This is a genomic window from Runella sp. CRIBMP (assembly GCF_009905605.1).
GTDB lineage: Bacteria > Bacteroidota > Bacteroidia > Cytophagales > Spirosomataceae > Runella.
On the sequence record NZ_JAAAKZ010000003.1, the window covers coordinates 675,586 to 691,692 of the forward strand.

18 protein-coding genes are annotated in these 16,107 nt (G+C 45.0%); 8 read left to right on the top strand and 10 right to left on the bottom strand.

What is annotated here, in order from left to right:
- Positions 1-65 precede the first annotated feature (65 nt).
- From GVN20_RS12590 to plsY, 8 genes are all read right to left on the bottom strand, one after another.
- Complete coding sequence (locus GVN20_RS12590) at positions 66-992, bottom strand: AraC family transcriptional regulator (RefSeq protein WP_114068635.1); 927 nt, start codon at positions 990-992, stop codon at positions 66-68.
- 158 nt (positions 993-1,150) lie between these two features.
- On the bottom strand, positions 1,151-1,495 hold the full coding sequence (locus GVN20_RS29570; RefSeq protein ID WP_206023253.1) for a hypothetical protein: 345 nt from the start codon (positions 1,493-1,495) through the stop codon (positions 1,151-1,153).
- 45 nt (positions 1,496-1,540) lie between these two features.
- Positions 1,541-2,710: an acyl-CoA dehydrogenase gene (locus tag GVN20_RS12595; protein ID WP_304621484.1), complete on the bottom strand. Its 1,170-nt coding sequence runs from the start codon at positions 2,708-2,710 to the stop codon at positions 1,541-1,543.
- A 74-nt stretch (positions 2,711-2,784) separates the two neighbouring features.
- Entirely contained in the window at positions 2,785-3,519 is a 735-nt protein-coding gene (gene fabG / locus GVN20_RS12600; RefSeq protein WP_166558656.1) for a 3-oxoacyl-[acyl-carrier-protein] reductase, read from the bottom strand.
- 118 nt (positions 3,520-3,637) lie between these two features.
- A complete protein-coding gene (locus GVN20_RS12605; RefSeq protein ID WP_166558657.1) occupies positions 3,638-4,093 on the bottom strand; it encodes a MaoC family dehydratase in 456 nt (151 codons plus the stop codon).
- 53 nt (positions 4,094-4,146) lie between these two features.
- Positions 4,147-5,748, bottom strand: coding sequence for a M28 family peptidase (locus tag GVN20_RS12610; RefSeq protein ID WP_166558658.1), 1,602 nt, complete (start codon positions 5,746-5,748; stop codon positions 4,147-4,149).
- Positions 5,749-5,779: 31 nt separating this feature from the next.
- Positions 5,780-6,400: a rhomboid family intramembrane serine protease gene (locus tag GVN20_RS12615; protein ID WP_166558659.1), complete on the bottom strand. Its 621-nt coding sequence runs from the start codon at positions 6,398-6,400 to the stop codon at positions 5,780-5,782.
- A gap of 113 nt (positions 6,401-6,513) precedes the next feature.
- The gene (gene plsY / locus GVN20_RS12620) at positions 6,514-7,155 is read right to left on the bottom strand and encodes a glycerol-3-phosphate 1-O-acyltransferase PlsY (RefSeq protein WP_114459645.1); all 642 of its coding nucleotides are present in this window, start codon (positions 7,153-7,155) and stop codon (positions 6,514-6,516) included.
- Positions 7,156-7,287: 132 nt separating this feature from the next.
- On the opposite strand from plsY, the gene GVN20_RS12625 reads away from it, so the two are divergent.
- The 5 genes from GVN20_RS12625 to GVN20_RS12645 all read left to right on the top strand — a co-directional run bounded on the left by GVN20_RS12625 (position 7,288) and on the right by GVN20_RS12645 (position 11,837).
- A complete protein-coding gene (locus tag GVN20_RS12625) occupies positions 7,288-7,998 on the top strand; it encodes an SDR family oxidoreductase (RefSeq protein ID WP_166558660.1) in 711 nt (236 codons plus the stop codon).
- 85 nt (positions 7,999-8,083) lie between these two features.
- Positions 8,084-8,992 (top strand): ROK family protein, encoded by a 909-nt coding sequence (locus GVN20_RS12630; protein ID WP_166558661.1) that lies wholly within the window; start codon positions 8,084-8,086, stop codon positions 8,990-8,992.
- A gap of 89 nt (positions 8,993-9,081) precedes the next feature.
- Complete coding sequence (locus GVN20_RS12635) at positions 9,082-10,197, top strand: glycoside hydrolase family 130 protein (protein WP_166558662.1); 1,116 nt, start codon at positions 9,082-9,084, stop codon at positions 10,195-10,197.
- 56 nt (positions 10,198-10,253) lie between these two features.
- Positions 10,254-10,943: a DUF1080 domain-containing protein gene (locus GVN20_RS12640; RefSeq protein ID WP_229599051.1), complete on the top strand. Its 690-nt coding sequence runs from the start codon at positions 10,254-10,256 to the stop codon at positions 10,941-10,943.
- 18 nt (positions 10,944-10,961) lie between these two features.
- A complete protein-coding gene (locus tag GVN20_RS12645) occupies positions 10,962-11,837 on the top strand; it encodes a tyrosine-type recombinase/integrase (RefSeq protein ID WP_166558664.1) in 876 nt (291 codons plus the stop codon).
- A 110-nt stretch (positions 11,838-11,947) separates the two neighbouring features.
- On the opposite strand, the gene GVN20_RS12650 is transcribed toward GVN20_RS12645, so the two are convergent.
- Positions 11,948-12,598, bottom strand: a complete 651-nt coding sequence (locus GVN20_RS12650; protein ID WP_166558665.1) for an SdpI family protein — start codon at positions 12,596-12,598, stop codon at positions 11,948-11,950.
- A complete protein-coding gene (locus tag GVN20_RS12655) occupies positions 12,595-12,852 on the bottom strand; it encodes an autorepressor SdpR family transcription factor (protein ID WP_166558666.1) in 258 nt (85 codons plus the stop codon). The genes GVN20_RS12650 and GVN20_RS12655 overlap by 4 nt, the downstream gene beginning before the upstream one ends.
- A 183-nt stretch (positions 12,853-13,035) precedes the next feature.
- On the opposite strand from GVN20_RS12655, the gene GVN20_RS12660 reads away from it, so the two are divergent.
- From GVN20_RS12660 to GVN20_RS12670, 3 genes are all read left to right on the top strand, one after another.
- Positions 13,036-14,265 (top strand): OmpA family protein, encoded by a 1,230-nt coding sequence (locus GVN20_RS12660; RefSeq protein WP_166558667.1) that lies wholly within the window; start codon positions 13,036-13,038, stop codon positions 14,263-14,265.
- A 154-nt stretch (positions 14,266-14,419) separates the two neighbouring features.
- On the top strand, positions 14,420-15,088 hold the full coding sequence (locus GVN20_RS12665) for a CBS domain-containing protein (RefSeq protein WP_114459653.1): 669 nt from the start codon (positions 14,420-14,422) through the stop codon (positions 15,086-15,088).
- A 61-nt stretch (positions 15,089-15,149) separates the two neighbouring features.
- Positions 15,150-16,025, top strand: coding sequence for an NAD kinase (locus GVN20_RS12670; RefSeq protein WP_114459654.1), 876 nt, complete (start codon positions 15,150-15,152; stop codon positions 16,023-16,025).
- The last annotated feature ends 82 nt before the right edge of the window (positions 16,026-16,107 follow it).

A 16,107-nucleotide genomic window follows, 5' to 3' on the forward strand; every position in this document is an offset into this window, starting at 1 on the left:
CCTGCAAAAACAATAAAGCAGCTCATCTCAATGAGCTGCTTTATAAGTCAATCTATTTTTCACCTTTAAACGTTCATCAGCGATTCGCGGCGGCGCATCTTGCCGGCCGGAATACCAAACATCATTTTGAAGCGACGGCAGAAATAGGCGGTGTCTTTGTAGCCCACTTCAGCTCCGATGGCCCGAATGCTTTTCTTTGACGTACGGAGCAGCGTTACGGCTTCTTCCATACGTTGGTATTCAATATAATCCTGGGGATTGATACCCGTCAGCATTTTGAAGTATTGTCCTACGTAATCTTCGGAAACGTTGGCGACGTTGGCCAACACTTTGTTGGATAAATCTCCCCCCAAATTATCTTTGATGTAGGCAAAAATATCAATCAAGCGTGGGTCTTTGAAATAAGTACTGTTGGTCACCAATTGCTCCACAAACAGCTTATTCTTCAAAATATACCTAATCACCTCAATGGCTAGTTCTTCGGTCTTGATTTTGATGATACGGCCGCGCCCCGGAGTCTCGTTAAAATCTTCCTGAAGAATCTCGCCGATCAGGCGCCCCAAGTAGGAATTGTTTTTGATGATGAAAGGAGGAATGTCCAACGACGTAAAGAAGTTGACCGAATCAAACACCTTGGCATCAAACGCAACTAGACCAAACGAGTGAGGAATTTTTCCAACCTGAGTGGCATCGCGCAAACTGTCGAAATACAACTCACGACGCGTCAAGAATTCTTCGTTGCTGACCACTTTGGGTTGCACGTTGTCGCCGCTGCTGTAGGTTACGGTGGCATGTTTTCCACCTGGGATGAACAGCATATCGCCGACTTCTATTTTTTCGTTGGCAAACAATACCTCTCCATCATAGAGGATCATCAACGAGTTTTCGACGTCGTAAAAGTTTTTAATTGTGATGGTTTGCAGCATACGGATGTGACGAGCCTTGATAAACTTCACTCCGAGCGATTCGATGATTTTATTATAATCTTCCATTGGGTAATGGTTAAGTGCGTTGCTTGTATTCTTACGAAAAACGGATATTCTTTAAAATTTGTACAAAACTAATAATTGTACAAAACTAATACAAGTGTGGAATTTTTTTCAATATAAAAAAAAGTACACGAATCCTGCAAGAAAACGCATACTTTTTTTTATAAAAACAGTAAAAATTGGATTATTTGGGCTTTTTGCCCCAATAGGGCTATTGAGAAATTTTGTATTTCAGGGGTACTTTTTTTGAAAAATATTTTTTTTAAAGAAAGAATCGGAGGAATAAACGATGCATTTTGCGTTTTGTCTAATCTTTCCTTAATCCAAATAATCTGGTTTTGAGGGTTTGCGATACTTTGGTAAAAAAAGACATTGCTTGGGCATGAAAGGTACCAGCCAATTTTTTTAGAAAGCAGAATTGTAGTATAGCAAGGGCAGGGAATAAAATGCTGGTGTGTGTGTTGACGATTTCCGTAGGGGAGAAGCGGAGCATTTTGCGAAATCAATAAAGCGGGTGTTGGCCCGCTTTATTGATTTGATAATTTTCGTTTTTACCGGATTAGCTCCCGGGCAATGACCAATTTTTGTATTTCAGAAGTGCCTTCATAAATCTGCGTAATCTTGGCGTCGCGCATCATACGCTCTACGTGGTATTCTTTGACATAACCGTACCCACCGTGAATCTGCACGGCTTCGGTGGTAGCCCACATGGCTACATCAGACGCAAAAAGCTTGGCCATGGCGGCGGCTTCTACGTAGTCTTTGCCTTCATCTTTGAGTCGTGCCGCTTTATATACCAATAAGCGCGCCGCTTCTATTTTGGTAGCCATTTCGGCAAGTTTGAATTGGATGGCTTGGTGCTCAAAAATGGGCTTTCCAAAGGCTTTTCGTTCTTGCGAATATTTCAACGAAAGCTCAAAAGCTCCCGCCGCAATGCCCAGCGCCTGAGCGGCAATGCCGATACGACCGCCGTTGAGGGTGCTCATGGCAAATTTAAACCCAAATCCATCCGCGCCGATGCGGTTTTCTTTGGGGACTTTTACATCGCTAAACATGAGCGAATGCGTATCTGAGGCACGGATGCCCATTTTGTCTTCTTTTTTTCCGACCGCAAACCCATTCCAACCTTTTTCTACAATCAGACAGTTGATGCCTTTGTGTTTGAGTTCAGGGTGGGTTTGGGCAATCACTAAGCAAACCGACGAAATGCCGCCGTTGGTAATCCAGTTTTTGGTGCCGTTGACGAGGTAATAATCCCCTTTGTCTTCGGCGGTGGTGTGTTGGGAGGTGGCATCTGAGCCTGCTTCGGGTTCGGAAAGACAAAAAGCTCCGACTATTTCGCCAGAGGCCAATCGGGTGAGGTATTTTTGTTTTTGTTCTTCGGTGCCGTAGGCTTCCAAGCCGTAGCAAACCAACGAGTTATTAACCGAAACTATCACCGATGCAGAAGCGTCTACTTTAGAAAGCTCTTCCATCGCCAGTACGTACGATACCGTGTCCATGCCGCCACCGCCGTATTCTGGCGAGACCATCATGCCCATAAACCCCAACTCGCCCATGCGTTTAAGGAGTTTAGGGTCAAATTTTTGCTCGTTGTCGCGCTCTAAAATGCCCGGTAGAAGTTCGTTTTGGGCAAAATCGCGGGCGGCTTCTTTTACCGCCAAATGTTCTTCGGAAAGGTTGAAGTTCAGACCTTCTAAAAGGGTGTCTTTGAATGCCATAATGAAGTGTATGAGTTTTCTTGACTTTTGCCCAAAGATACATTTTTCAAAAAAGGTATGCAAGCATACTTATTTTATGCTACACCGCCATTGACACTCAATGTGTGTCCATTCACATATCCAGCTTCTTCAGAAGCCAAATAAAGATAAGCGTTGGCGATGTCTTCCGGCAGGCCCATGCGTTTTGCGGGGATTGCGGCCACGGTTTGATTGCGTACTTCTTCTGGAATCAGGTCGGTCATGTCGGTTTTGATGAATCCCGGGGCCACGGCGTTGGCGGTGATGTTGTATTTTCCGAGCTCTTTGGCCCATGTTTTCACCATTCCGATGATGGCGGCTTTGGTAGCTACGTAGTTGGTTTGACCAAAATTGCCCGTTTGTCCTACCACCGAAGAGGTACAGATGATGCGGCCGTATTTATTTTCAACCATGTAAGAAACCACCGTTTTGGTGCAGTTAAAAACACCGTTGAGGTTGATGTCTATTACCTGCGCCCATTCTTGATACGACATTTTGAGCAAGGATTTGTCGCGGGTGATGCCCGCATTGTTGACCAAAATATCAATTTGACCATACCTCTCAAAGATGTCGCGGGCGGCGGCTTCAATGGCGGGTACGTCGGTTACGCTGATTTTGGTAAATTCTGCCGAATAACCTTTGTCTCTGAGTTCTTGTGCGGTTTGTTCACCAGCGTCAAGCATATCCCAGATGATGACTTTGGCCCCTTCGCGGGTAAATATTTCGGCAGTAGCTTTGCCGATGCCGCGTGCACCGCCCGTAATGATAGCAACTTTGTTTTCTAAACGCATTTTAATTCGTTTTTAGGTTGATGATTTTAAAGGGTTCGGAACACAGAGACTGGAAATACGGAAAACGAAGCATGTTCATAAATACGTTCTCCATACTCCGTTTTTCAGTCTCTGATTTTCATTCAAACATAAGCGTAATCAATTCGGCAACGCAGGCGGGTTTGGCGCTCCCTTCAAGTTCAAAGGTGGCTTCTATCACCGATTTGACGCCGTTTGGTTGTTGGTCTTCTACCTCTTTAAGGATGGCGTGCATTCGTATTCGACTTCCCGTGGGGACGGGCGAGGTAAAACGCACTTTGTTGGTTCCGTAATTAAGACCCATTTTGACCGACTGTACTTGATACATTTCGTACATGAACTTCGGGGCCAGCGAGAGGGTCAAAAAACCGTGGGCAATGGTCGTTTTGAAAGGCGAAAGCTTCGCCAATTCTGTATTAACGTGAATCCACTGATTGTCGCCCGTAGCTTTGGCAAAATCATTGACCTTTTCTTGGGTGATGGTCACCCAGTCGCTGCTTCCGAGCGACTGCCCAATGTGGGCGCGGAAAGCGGCAAGCGTATCAAACGTAATCATAAGAAAGAGGTTTAGGATGGTAGGGGCAGGCTTTACGTCTGCCCCTACGATTATTATGGTTTATTGCTGTCGACCTTGATGCGCTCTTCGCGGTTTGATAATTCCCAGGCCGTATGAAAAACCAATTGCACAATCTTGGACTGCTTGTCGAACATAATCTTTTCTACGTCGTCGCCGGGACGGTGATAATCTTCGTGTACGCCCGTAAAATAGAAGATAACAGGCACTTTATTTTTGGCAAAATTGTAGTGGTCAGAGCGGTAGTAAAACCGGTTGGGGTCGGTCGGATTGTTGAAAGTATAATCTAAGTCAAAATTGACCGATTTCTTGTTGGCTTCCTCACTGATGGCGTGTAGCTCAGACGAAAGCTTATCAGAACCGATGAGGTACACATAATTGGGGTTGGATTTATGGGCGTTGTCTACGCGGCCAATCATGTCAATGTTAAGGTCACAAACGGTATTTGCCAAAGGAATGACAGGATTGGAGGTATAATATTCAGACCCCCAAAGCCCTTTTTCTTCGCCCGTTACGGTCATAAAAACAATACTGCGGCGCGGGCCATGCCCTTCGGCTTTGGCTTTGGCAAAGGCTTCGGCCAATTCAAGAATGGACACCGTGCCTGAGCCGTCATCATCGGCACCGTTGTTGATTTGGCCGTCGGCCGAGATGCCAATGTGGTCTAGGTGGGCGGTAATCATAATGACTTCGTCTTTTTTATCGGTTCCTTCCAAAAAGCCCAGCACGTTTTCGGTCATGACGATATTTTCTTTTCGCTCGGCTTTGACCCGTACGCTGCGCTCGGGCAGGCTACCCGCCAAACTTTGGCCTTTGCTGCTGATGGTGTTTTCGATTTTGGCCAATTTTTTGGCTTTGATGTCCAACAAGTCAAGCGCCATGGCGCGCGAAATGGTAAACGCGGCGTTACCCGTGGTTTTTTCGGTGTAAGGCTTCATCGAAAGTCGGTTGAAACGCTGATTCATGACGCCGCGCTTGGTTACTTCTTTGGCAAAATCATCACCTGTCAAATTCGACACAATCAGCACATATTTTGCACCTTTGCTCGTGGCGAGACTGACTTTACGTTGCCACGACATGGCGTCATTGCTCCATTTGGAGGGTTTTTCGTCACCCGAAATCAGGTAATTGCCTTTTTTATTTTTGGGTTCTCCTTCAAGGATAAGTACGGCTTTGCCCGTCACATCTAGGCTTTTGTAGTCATCATATTTGTCGGATTCAATACCGTAGCCCGCAAAAACCACGGGGACTTTTTCTTCGGAAAGCACATTGAGTAGGCCGCTCAAATAAAAATCTTGCTGGAATTCGTATTGTTCCTTTTCGGTCGCTAGATAAACTTCACCCCAGCTTTTTTGATACAAACCATAGGGTTGGAAATAGGATTTTGAACCGTCTTTAGCAGTGACAATGGGTTGTAAACCAATGGATTTGAAGAAGTTGGCTACGTAGGCGGCGGCCTTTTTTTGGCCAGGAGAGCCAGTGTCTCGGCCTTCGAGGCTATCGTGAGCAATAACGCGCAGGTGACGCTCGAGGTCTTTGGGCGTAATGCTTTGGGCGTATTGGACAGATACGTCCTGCGAGTACGACGCCACCGAAACAAAAAGGGCAAGCAAAAAAGGAATTTGGATTTTAGTCATGATGAAAAGAGATAATAGCTAAGTAAAAAGCCTAGAACAGACGCCAAGTACTTATCTGTTCAAAAAAATTGGGTACAGCGGCGGGGAAGAGCAACGCCATAAAAAGAATACCGAAGATGGCTCCATATAAGTGGGCATCGTGGTTGACTCGGCCGCCCATTTTTCGTGATTCGTAAAAGGAATAAACCATGTAAAGAGCACCAAATAAAAAACCTGGGATACAAATGGCAAAGTATAAACAGACTTTTTGGAGCGGAGCTAATAAAATAAACGCAAATAGCAGCGCAGATACGCCACCCGAGGCGCCGAGGGAGTTGTAGCGGCTGTTTTTGCGGTGTTTAATAAAGGTAGGAATATCGGAGACCACAATACCCAAAATATACAGGGCTAGATAATAAAAAGTACCGTTTGGCCCAAAGATACCTCCCAAAAACATTTCCATGGCTTCCCCAAAGAAATACAAACTAAACATATTGAAAATCAGGTGGCCAAAGTCAGCATGGACGAAGCCCGAAGTAACAAAACGGTAGTACTCATTGTGGGCAGAAACCCGAACGGGGTTAAGTAAGCACTTGTCGAGGAAAGAAGGATTTTGGAAGCCGTACCAACTGATACCGACGGTAATGATGATAAGAATGAGGGTAATAGACATCGTTTGGAGAATATGGTTGCTGATTTGAACGCAAATTAGTATTCAAACGCAAACATAACGCATAAACTTGCAAAGTGCTATGAACAAAGTGGCAAGAAGAAGTCGAGAGTCTGCTATTTGCGACGCCCCCAAAGATTCACTCTGCTCTCGTTGCCGTTGAGTAGACGAACAATATTTTTTTGGTGGGTGATGACCACAACCGCAAACAATAAAAAGCCAAAAACAATTAATAAGGTGCTGGCTTTCCCAAAAATACCCAAGACCAACATCATCGGAAATGCAAACGCGGCAATGATAGAACTGAGTGATACATAATGAGATACCAACAATACCAATACAAAAATAACAATGCAGACCGAAGCAACGAGCGGGTCAATGGCCAAGATCATCCCCAATGAAGTAGCGACTCCCTTGCCGCCCTTAAATCGCACAAAAATGGGGTAGAGATGCCCCAAAACGGCCGCAAAACCCAATATTAATTTGAAGGTGGGAACTTGGTTTGGCTGGATAACTTCCAGAAAAAACAGAATACTGGCCAGCTTGGTGGCCGTCCAGCCTTTCAATACGTCTATCAACAGTACAATTGTACCCGCACGTTTGCCCAATACCCGGAAAGTATTCGTTGCCCCCGCATTTCCGCTCCCAAATTTCCGAACATCAATCCCAAAATACGCTTCACCGTACCAAATGGCAGAAGGGATAGACCCCAACAGGTAAGCAGTAATAATGGCAGAACAAATGTGCCAAATATTCATTGACGAAGTGTAAGTTTTTTAAGGTTATAAAAAGAACAATATTAAGTTAAAAATACCTTTTTCTTACAAAAAAGCCAACAAAAGTAAAACTTTATCTTAACCTTTGCTTAACGAAAATGATATTTTTTTAAGATGAACCCTCTTGTGATTGTGAGTAGTGGAACCAAAGGAATTGGCAAAGCTACCGTAGAACGATTTATGGCTGGTGGTTTTGACGTGGTCACCTGTGCCCGTACCGAGTCGGATTTGTTGGAACTTCAACGGTCCCTTCAAGCAAAATATCCATCGGCAAAGCTGTATGTGAAAGCCGTGAATATGGCCGTCAAAGCAGAAGTTGAAGCGTTTGTGACATTCATTGCGGCGCTCAACCGACCCGTCGAGATCATTGTTAACAACGCGGGGCTTTTTGTGCCTGGTCAAATCCACGAAGCGCCCGCAGGAACTTTAGAGCAAATGATGGAAATCAACCTGTATAGTGCTCATTATCTGACGGGAGGCTTGGTAGAAGGGATGAAAGAGCGCAAAAAAGGCCATATTTTTACGCTGTGCTCAACGGCGAGCATCACGGCTTACCCCAATGGAGGGGCGTATTGTATTGCCAAATTTGCCCTTTACGGTTTTACCAAAGTACTGAGAGAGGAACTCAAAACCAAAGGAATTCGAGTGACGGCTATTTTGCCCGGGGCCACGTTTACTTCAAGTTGGGAAGGAGTAGAATTGCCGCCCGAACGGTTTATAAAGGCTGAAGATATTGCGGAAGCAATTTGGTCGGCGTACCATCTTTCGGCGGGAGCGGTGGTAGAAGAAATTTTGATACGTCCGCAATTGGGAGATATTGTTTAAGTTTAGGATTTTTGCGCGTTAAATCAGTACTTTGCACCTAGCCTTGTACTATTAACCACTAACTGATAACGATTTATATTTTCAAATGGAACAATATTTGGGTATTGACGTGGGCGGAACCAACGTCAAAATGGGTGTCGTGGACACAGAAAGCGGTCGAATTTCAAATTTTTATAGCCACGATACTACCAGTTGGCGCCAGTCAGGACACTTTGAGGAACGCCTCGGTGACGCAATCGCGATTCAGTTGCACGAATATCCAAACGTAAAGAAAGTAGGCATCGGATTGCCGGGAATGATTAACCGAAACCGGACCGTTCCGTTAGAAATTACGGCTATTCCCGAAATTGATAACGTTCCGTTGGTGGAGTATCTGTCAAAACGATTTGCAGGTGTACAGTTTTTTCTTGAAAATGACGCCAATGCAGCGGCTTTGGGAGAATTCTACTTTGCCGAAGAAAAAATCAACGAAAATTATATATTCATCACCCTTGGTACGGGCGTAGGTGGTGCCGCGATTATCAACCGTAAAGTGTTTGTGGGTGGTGATGGAAATGCCATGGAGCCAGGGCATATTCCCTCGCGCAACGGGAAGGTACTCGAACGCAACATCGGAAAGAAAGAATTATTGGATTTAGCCAATGAAATGCGTCGGACGTACACTGGTGCGACTCAACTGCCCGATGATGGGACGATTTCTACCACGGGCTTAGTGGCCGCTGCCGCCGAAGGCGACGAATTGGCGCTTCAAGTCTGGACCGCAGTAGGAGAGATGCTAGGCGATGGGCTGGTGTCTATGATTCGGATTTTGGACATTAAGCTGATTCTTATCGGTGGTGGTTTGTCGGCTTCGTTTGATTATATCATTCCTGCCGTGACCAAACAACTCAACTATTGGTTGACACCGTATTATCTGAAAGACCTCGAAATCAAACGCGCCACTTTGGGCAATGATGCTGGCTTGCTTGGGGCGGCTTCGTTGTGTTTTGACTAGATAAATAAATAAAATTAAAGAAAGGGTTAAGAGGTTGTTTATCAATACTTTTAACCCTTTCTTGTTTGTGTTCCAATCTCCTTTAATTTATGAAAAAAATCCTGCTGCTTCTGCTTGTTTCTCCCCTTGTTTTTGCCCAAAAAACACAATCTTGGATGTTAGGACCGTTCCAAAAAATGGACGCCGCCAATCCGATTTTAGAGGCCAAGGCCAACACAACCTTTGCGTGCCCCGTCCGAGGAGAAACCGTTCGTTGGGAAGAAAAAGATGTGTTTAATCCCGCCGTAGTGGTTCGTAATGGCAAAGTATACATGATTTATCGGGCCGAAGATAAATTGGGCAAATATGCGGGTACTTCTCGTTTAGGATTGGCCGTTAGTAGCGATGGGGTTCATTTTAAAAGAATGCCTCAGCCGGTGTTTTATCCCGACAATGATTTTATGAAAAAATACGAGTGGGAAGGCGGCTGCGAAGACCCTCGCATTGTAGAGACCGAAGACGGGCACTACGTAATGACGTATACCTCCTACGATGGCGACAAGGCGCGTCTATGCGTGGCAAGCTCGCAGGATTTGGTCAAGTGGCAAAAACACGGTTTGGCGTTTAATAATTTTATCAAAGGAAACCGTGATTTTTGGTCAAAATCGGGTGCAATCGTGTGCAAAAAAGTGGGAGATAGATTTATTGCTACCAAAATCAACGGGAAATATTGGATGTACTGGGGTGACCAAGCCCAACTTTACGTGGCTACTTCGGATGATTTAATCAATTGGTATCCAAGCACTAAGCCCAAAGATACCTCGTATCAGCCCCAAAATGTGTCGGATGTGAACTGCGTGGCGGTGGCATCAACGCGCCCCGGAAAACATGATTCACGTTTGCTGGAGTCGGGGCCACCTGCTTTTTTGACAAAAAAAGGAATTGTGTTGATTTACAACGGCATGAATTACGCCCAAACGGGCGACCCCACCCTGCCCGAAGGTGCCTATGCCGCGGGTCAGTTTTTATTTGATGCCGAAAATCCCGCTCAGTTGAACGACCGTTCTGAAAATTATTTTATCAAACCCGACCGCCCCTACGAAATTACTGGCCAAATCAATCAGGTGTGTTTTGTGGAAGGGCTAGCGTCGTATAAGGGCAAGTGGTTTTTGTACTACGGAACGGCAGATTCTAAAATTGCGGTAGCCGTAGCTCGTCAAAAATGAGTAAATTAGACGAATGTATTCCCTTTTTCAATAAAACTAAAATCAATCAAATGCACATGAAAAGTCTTCGCATTTTAATGAGTGCCTTTTTAGTTGGCGCGGTTACTTTTTCTTACGCTTCCAAACCTGGACCTTGGAAAAACCTGTTTGACGGCAAAACTACGGCTGGTTGGCACAGTTATGGCAAAACGGGCGTGAGTGGCTGGATGGTGATGGGTGGGGCATTGATGACCCACGGAAAATCAGGCGACCTCGTAACCGATGCTGAATTTGAAAACTTTGAAATGGAGTTTGAATTTAAAGTAAAACCCAAAGGCAACAGCGGTGTCATGTATAAAGTAATCGAAGATCCCGCGCACCCGCCGTACTACTCAGGACCTGAGTATCAGGTGATTGACGATGAAGGATACCCGCCGTTTAACGACAATGGTAAAATGGTGAAAATCAACGACAAACAAAAAACGGGCGCTAACTACGACATGCAGGCCCCGAGTAAGTTTGTGAGCAAGCCCGCCGGCGAGTGGAACAAAGGAAAAATTGTGGTCAATGGCACTCACATAGAGCATTGGCTCAATGGCGTGAAAGTGGTGGAATACGAGTATGGTGGTGCCGAATGGAAAGCGCAATTGGCCAAAAGTAAATTTACAAAATGGACCTATGCTACGCCCCGTGCCAAAGGAAAAATCGCGCTTCAGGACCACGGCGATGAGTCTTGGTACAAAAATGTAAGAATCAGAACGTTATAGTAAACTAAAATCCAAACGATGCTTGATCAATTCCTCCAACATCTCACGGTCGAAAAACGACTCAGTGTACACACCCTCACGGCGTACAAAAAAGATTTGGAGCAGTTTGCGGAGTTTTTGGAAAAAACCTATAACCTCACTGAACTCAGCCAAGCCGACTTTCGCATGGTGCGGGGGTGGGCGGTGAGTTTGGTCGAGGCCGAATTACACCACCGCAGCGTGAACCGAAAATTGGCCACGCTGCGGTCTTTTTATGGGTATCTGCTGCGCTGCAAAGTGATTACGATGAACCCCATGCTGCGGGTTTCGGCGCTAAAGACCGACAAGCCCTTACCGCAATTTGTCGAAGAAAAAAGCCTTCTCCTCTTGTTTGAAGAGATGGAGTTTGGAGCTGATTTTGAAGGCCTGCGCGACCGCTTGATTCTTGAGCTTTTGTACGGAACAGGAATGCGTTTGGCTGAATTGCTGGAGCTGAAAGATGGCGATATTAATTTTTATGACCTCACACTAAAAGTGATGGGAAAACGAAGCAAACAGCGTGTTATTCCCATCTATAAAAACCTTGCCGACCTTGTAAAAAGCTATCAGGCGCTCAAAAATGAGCAGTTTCCTGGTACGAACGTCCTGATTCTGACCAATAAAGGCGAACCCGCCTACGCGATGCTGATTCAGCGGATTGTCAAAAAATACCTTTCGGCGGTTACTTCTCTTCAAAAACGCAGCCCGCACGTACTGCGCCATACGTTTGCTACTCATTTGCTCAACAACGGGGCTGACCTAAACTCTATCAAAGATTTGCTCGGCCACAGTAGCTTGGCCGCCACTCAGGTCTACACCCACAATTCCATCGAAAAATTAAAGAAGATTTTCAAGCAATCGCATCCGAAAGCCTAGCGCTTAGTGAATTAGTTTGTAATGTGGTTATGGTCAGACGATAGTCAGATTATTGTTGACAATCTAACAAACCAATACAGGTAAAAGGAAAATGGATGTGGGAAAAAAGGTCACCGATTGGCTTGTTCTTGTTTATGTGCTCGATACGAATACACAAAAACCCAGATGACAGTGGCAAAAATCAGGGAAAGTGTCCAGACGATTTTCCACATTTCGGGTAACCAAACCACGACCAGTGCGCCTACAATTCCCATCGCAAAAAACAACTTTGCGCCCATTTGGTGGGTTTTGCGCCATACCGTTTCGCTTTCCAGCGTCCACGGGGTACGAATTCCTACGAAGTAATTGGATTTGAGGGTGTTAAGGTAATTGCCAATGCCAGCCAACAATAAAAAAACACCGACAAATACTAAGTTGATGAATACTTCTCCCGCCATTTGCTCCAGTGCCGAACGGATAATTAGGATATGAATAGCCCCCAAAAAAGTAAGTACCAATAGAATCAGTTTGGGATAATGCTCCGATACGCTTGCCTGATTGAGACGAGGGTCGAGGTGAGGAACATTGCGCATGAGAAAATAAAGCCCGATAGACACAACGGTCAGGATACCCAGCGTCCATTTAGGCCCGAAAGCGTCGGGTTTGCCACTAGGGCCAAAGTGTGTAGGAACAATGTCGGGCAATTGATTCCAGACAAAAGCTAAATAAATAAGTGGCGCGGTAATGGCTGCCAACATTAAGTAGTTAAGGGACTTTTTCATGGTTGTTTTAGGGTAAAAATCCACGTTAGAAGTTCATCTAAAATGGTAGTATTGAGGGAGTAATAAATAAATTGTCCTTGTTTGTCGGCAGTAACGAGCTCGGCCTGTTTCAGCAAATCTAAGTGATGCGAAATGCTGGGTTTGGTCATTTCAAACTTATCGGCAATTTCGCCCGCAGTAAAATCTTTTTCCCGCAATATTTCGAGAATTTTTCTTCGGGTAGGGTCATTGAGGGCACGAAATAGGTTGTTCATAGAATTAAATAATTAGACAAATATCTAATTACCTTTTGATACTTTCAAGATTTTTTGTTTAATTGGTCTAAATGCAACGTTGAATGGCGAGGTATTAACTATTTTTAACAGTATTTCCGCACTAATCGCTCTTCAATGGCGTTATTTCGGGCAAGATTATCCACAAGATTATCTCATCTGACCATGAAACGATTATACCATTTTTTAGGCCTCTTGTTGCTACTTTCGGGAGGGGCTGTTGCGCAAAAAATTACCACCCTGAGCCCTTATGTGGAGCAACAATCTCAACCCTATGTCAATATCACAAAAGTGGAGTTGACGAAGGACTTTACAATCCTCTATTTTACCCTTGATTACAGTTCGAATCCGCGTTCGTTGGAGGATATGATTCTGGGGAGACGCCGTTCAAACGAAGAAATCGAAATTGACCCTAATTGTCGGCTGTATGAACCTGGAAATGCTGGGCGTAAGTTTAGATTTATCAAAGCAGAAGGTATTCCTGTAGCCCCCCAAAAGCGTGAAATACGACCTGGTGATATGGTTAAATTTGTTGTTTATTTTGAGCGACTAGAACCAGGCATTGAGGTGTTTGATATGTTTGAAGGGCGTGATCAGGGAACAAAAAGGTACTGGAACTATTTCAGTGTTCATGTCCGGAACCCGAAGCGGCCATTGCCCAAAAAGCAGCCAACACCTGAACCTAAGAATGAGGAGCCTCCTATCATAGCCGAAAAGCCCAAGGATGTTCCGCCGCCTATTGAACCTAAAAAAGAGACAGTACCCGCGCCGCAATTAGTAACCTTGCGTGGCACCGTGGTGGATGCAAAAACCAAAAAGCCTATTTCAGCACGAATCAGTTATGTAGTGCCAAGTGAGGGCAACGGGCTGGATTCCATGCAGTTGTCGGCCTCGTCGGGAAGGTTTCGAATTAACTTGGATGCGGGAAACAAATACGCTTACGTGGCAACGGCTAAGGGATATTTTCCGAGCAGTGGCGCGTTTGACCTGACGCAGGCCAAAGGAGGGCAAGAAATAGACAACCAAATTGTGTTAAATCCTGTAGCGATTGGGGAGGCGATTACCCTCAATAATATCTACTTTGACATTTCTAAATTCGATTTACTATCGTCTTCATTTGCCGAGATGGATCGCCTGACACAGCTCATGCGCGAAAACCCAACCATGGAAATTCGGGTGGAAGGACATACCGACAATCTGGGTGATTTTGACAAAAACATGGAGCTTTCTCAAAACCGAGCCAATGCCGTCAAGCAGTACCTGGTCAGCAAAGGGATTGACGCGGGACGTATCGAAGCCAAAGGCTTTGGACCCACGCGCCCCGTGACGAAGGGAACCTCAGAGAGCGAACGTCGTCGTAACCGACGGGTGGAGTTGGTGGTGGTAAAAATGTAAAATCATTGAAAACGAATCGCTTATTATGGGGTGAAAAAAAATGAAAACACATTTTTTTTTGTTCATCTATTGATTCATTATCAATAAAATCTCAAAATACTTTTGGAAACTTTAAATAACTTTTCTAAGTTTTCAGAAAAATCACACATCAACCATGCTGGCCGAAGAACTTATCAACCCCGCTACCCCCGTTTTACGACCTTACGACTCGGTCGGGCAAGCGGTTGACTTAATGGACGAATATGGCATTCGGCAATTAGCTTTAGTGGAAAATGAAGTATACAAAGGGCTTTTGAGTGAGGATACACTCTTAAATTTTCCAGACGATGAGAAGCTGCTTTCCGAACTTAATTTGCCACCTAATCCTGTCCACGCCAATCTATTTCAGCACATTTATGAAGTCATAGGCATTGCCAATCAGTACCAGTTAGATACTGTTCCAGTGTTGGATGAGGATAATCTCTACGCTGGCACAATCGTCGTAACCGACATGATGGCCAAGTTTGCCGGACTGCTGGGCGCGCAGGAAGCGGGAGCGGTAGTGGTGCTTAAGATGTCAAACCGCGATTACTCCATGACCGACATCAGCCGTCTGGTGGAATCCAATAATGTAAAAATCATCAGCAGTTATTTTTCGGGTGCTGAATACGGCGATATTGATCAGGCAACGCTCACGCTCAAACTTAACCGCACCGAAGTGTCGGCGGTGGTAGCTACCTTTGAACGTTTCAGTTATGTAGTGGAGAATGTGTATGCCAATGAGCCACTTGAAAACCCCGATCGGCACCGTTTGGATTTATTACTGAGGTATTTGGAAACCTAAGTGTCGACTTAAAAAGGATTCTTATACCTTTGCGTCCAAATCTATCCCCGAAGCGATACCCATGAAAATCGCCATTCACGGACGCAGTTTTACAACCGACACGCAGCCGTACGTACAGGCATTGTTTGATATTCTGAAGAGTAAGCAAATAGACTATTCTATTTCTTCTTCCTTCTATTCTTTTTTGTTGAGTGCTGGGGTCAATCCTTACACCGAAAAGAACTACCCGCACCCGCACGGTGCGCCTGATGCTGATTTTATTTTTAGTATCGGCGGCGACGGCACCCTGCTGGAGTCGGTTATGCAGTCGCGCTCGCGGCAAATCCCCATTTTAGGTATCAATACGGGCCGCCTTGGTTTCTTAGCCACGGTTTCGCCGCCCATGATTAATGATTCGCTAGAGGCGCTCTTTCAGGGGAATTTTCAAACTGAAGACCGTACGTTGGTAAGTTTATTGTCTGATACAGACTTATTTGAAGATTATAATTTTGCGCTCAACGATTTTACCATTACCAAAACGGATACCTCTTCCATGATTACGGTACACGCCTATTTGGACGGAGAGTTCTTGAATTCTTATTGGGCGGATGGTCTGATTGTGTCAACCCCAACGGGTTCTACGGGTTACTCACTGAGTTGCGGTGGCCCAGTGGTATTGCCAACAAACGATGTTTTTGTGATTACGCCCATCAGCCCTCATAATCTCAATGTTCGTCCCATGATTATTCCAGACGTGAGTAAGCTAAGTTTCAGGGTCGAAAGTCGGAGCAGTAATTTTCTGGTCTCGTTAGATTCCCGCTTCAGGATTGTGGATTCAACCGTCACTTTACTGGTTAAGAAAGAACTCTTTAAGGCGCGTTTGGTCAAATTGAGCCAAGATAACTTTGTGCAGACCTTACGGACCAAATTACATTGGGGTTTGGATGCTAGAAACTAATTCTCGGCGCGATTTTTGTAGTGCTATTCAATAAATACAATCATTTTTGCGTTGAATCAAAGTCACGCATAAATCAGTAAAG

Excerpts from the sequence above, each read along its gene's own strand:
- GVN20_RS12590 (WP_114068635.1), bottom strand. The coding sequence starts at position 992 with ATGGAAGATTATAATAAAATCATCGAATCGCTCGGAGTGAAGTTTATC.
- GVN20_RS12595 (WP_304621484.1), bottom strand. The coding sequence starts at position 2,710 with ATGGCATTCAAAGACACCCTTTTAGAAGGTCTGAACTTCAACCTTTCC.
- fabG (WP_166558656.1), bottom strand. The coding sequence starts at position 3,519 with ATGCGTTTAGAAAACAAAGTTGCTATCATTACGGGCGGTGCACGCGGC.
- GVN20_RS12605 (WP_166558657.1), bottom strand. The coding sequence starts at position 4,093 with ATGATTACGTTTGATACGCTTGCCGCTTTCCGCGCCCACATTGGGCAG.
- GVN20_RS12610 (WP_166558658.1), bottom strand. The coding sequence starts at position 5,748 with ATGACTAAAATCCAAATTCCTTTTTTGCTTGCCCTTTTTGTTTCGGTG.
- GVN20_RS12615 (WP_166558659.1), bottom strand. The coding sequence starts at position 6,400 with ATGTCTATTACCCTCATTCTTATCATCATTACCGTCGGTATCAGTTGG.
- plsY (WP_114459645.1), bottom strand. The coding sequence starts at position 7,155 with ATGAATATTTGGCACATTTGTTCTGCCATTATTACTGCTTACCTGTTG.
- GVN20_RS12625 (WP_166558660.1), top strand. The coding sequence starts at position 7,288 with ATGAACCCTCTTGTGATTGTGAGTAGTGGAACCAAAGGAATTGGCAAA.
- GVN20_RS12630 (WP_166558661.1), top strand. The coding sequence starts at position 8,084 with ATGGAACAATATTTGGGTATTGACGTGGGCGGAACCAACGTCAAAATG.
- GVN20_RS12635 (WP_166558662.1), top strand. The coding sequence starts at position 9,082 with ATGAAAAAAATCCTGCTGCTTCTGCTTGTTTCTCCCCTTGTTTTTGCC.
- GVN20_RS12640 (WP_229599051.1), top strand. The coding sequence starts at position 10,254 with ATGAAAAGTCTTCGCATTTTAATGAGTGCCTTTTTAGTTGGCGCGGTT.
- GVN20_RS12645 (WP_166558664.1), top strand. The coding sequence starts at position 10,962 with ATGCTTGATCAATTCCTCCAACATCTCACGGTCGAAAAACGACTCAGT.
- GVN20_RS12650 (WP_166558665.1), bottom strand. The coding sequence starts at position 12,598 with ATGAAAAAGTCCCTTAACTACTTAATGTTGGCAGCCATTACCGCGCCA.
- GVN20_RS12655 (WP_166558666.1), bottom strand. The coding sequence starts at position 12,852 with ATGAACAACCTATTTCGTGCCCTCAATGACCCTACCCGAAGAAAAATT.
- GVN20_RS12660 (WP_166558667.1), top strand. The coding sequence starts at position 13,036 with ATGAAACGATTATACCATTTTTTAGGCCTCTTGTTGCTACTTTCGGGA.
- GVN20_RS12665 (WP_114459653.1), top strand. The coding sequence starts at position 14,420 with ATGCTGGCCGAAGAACTTATCAACCCCGCTACCCCCGTTTTACGACCT.
- GVN20_RS12670 (WP_114459654.1), top strand. The coding sequence starts at position 15,150 with ATGAAAATCGCCATTCACGGACGCAGTTTTACAACCGACACGCAGCCG.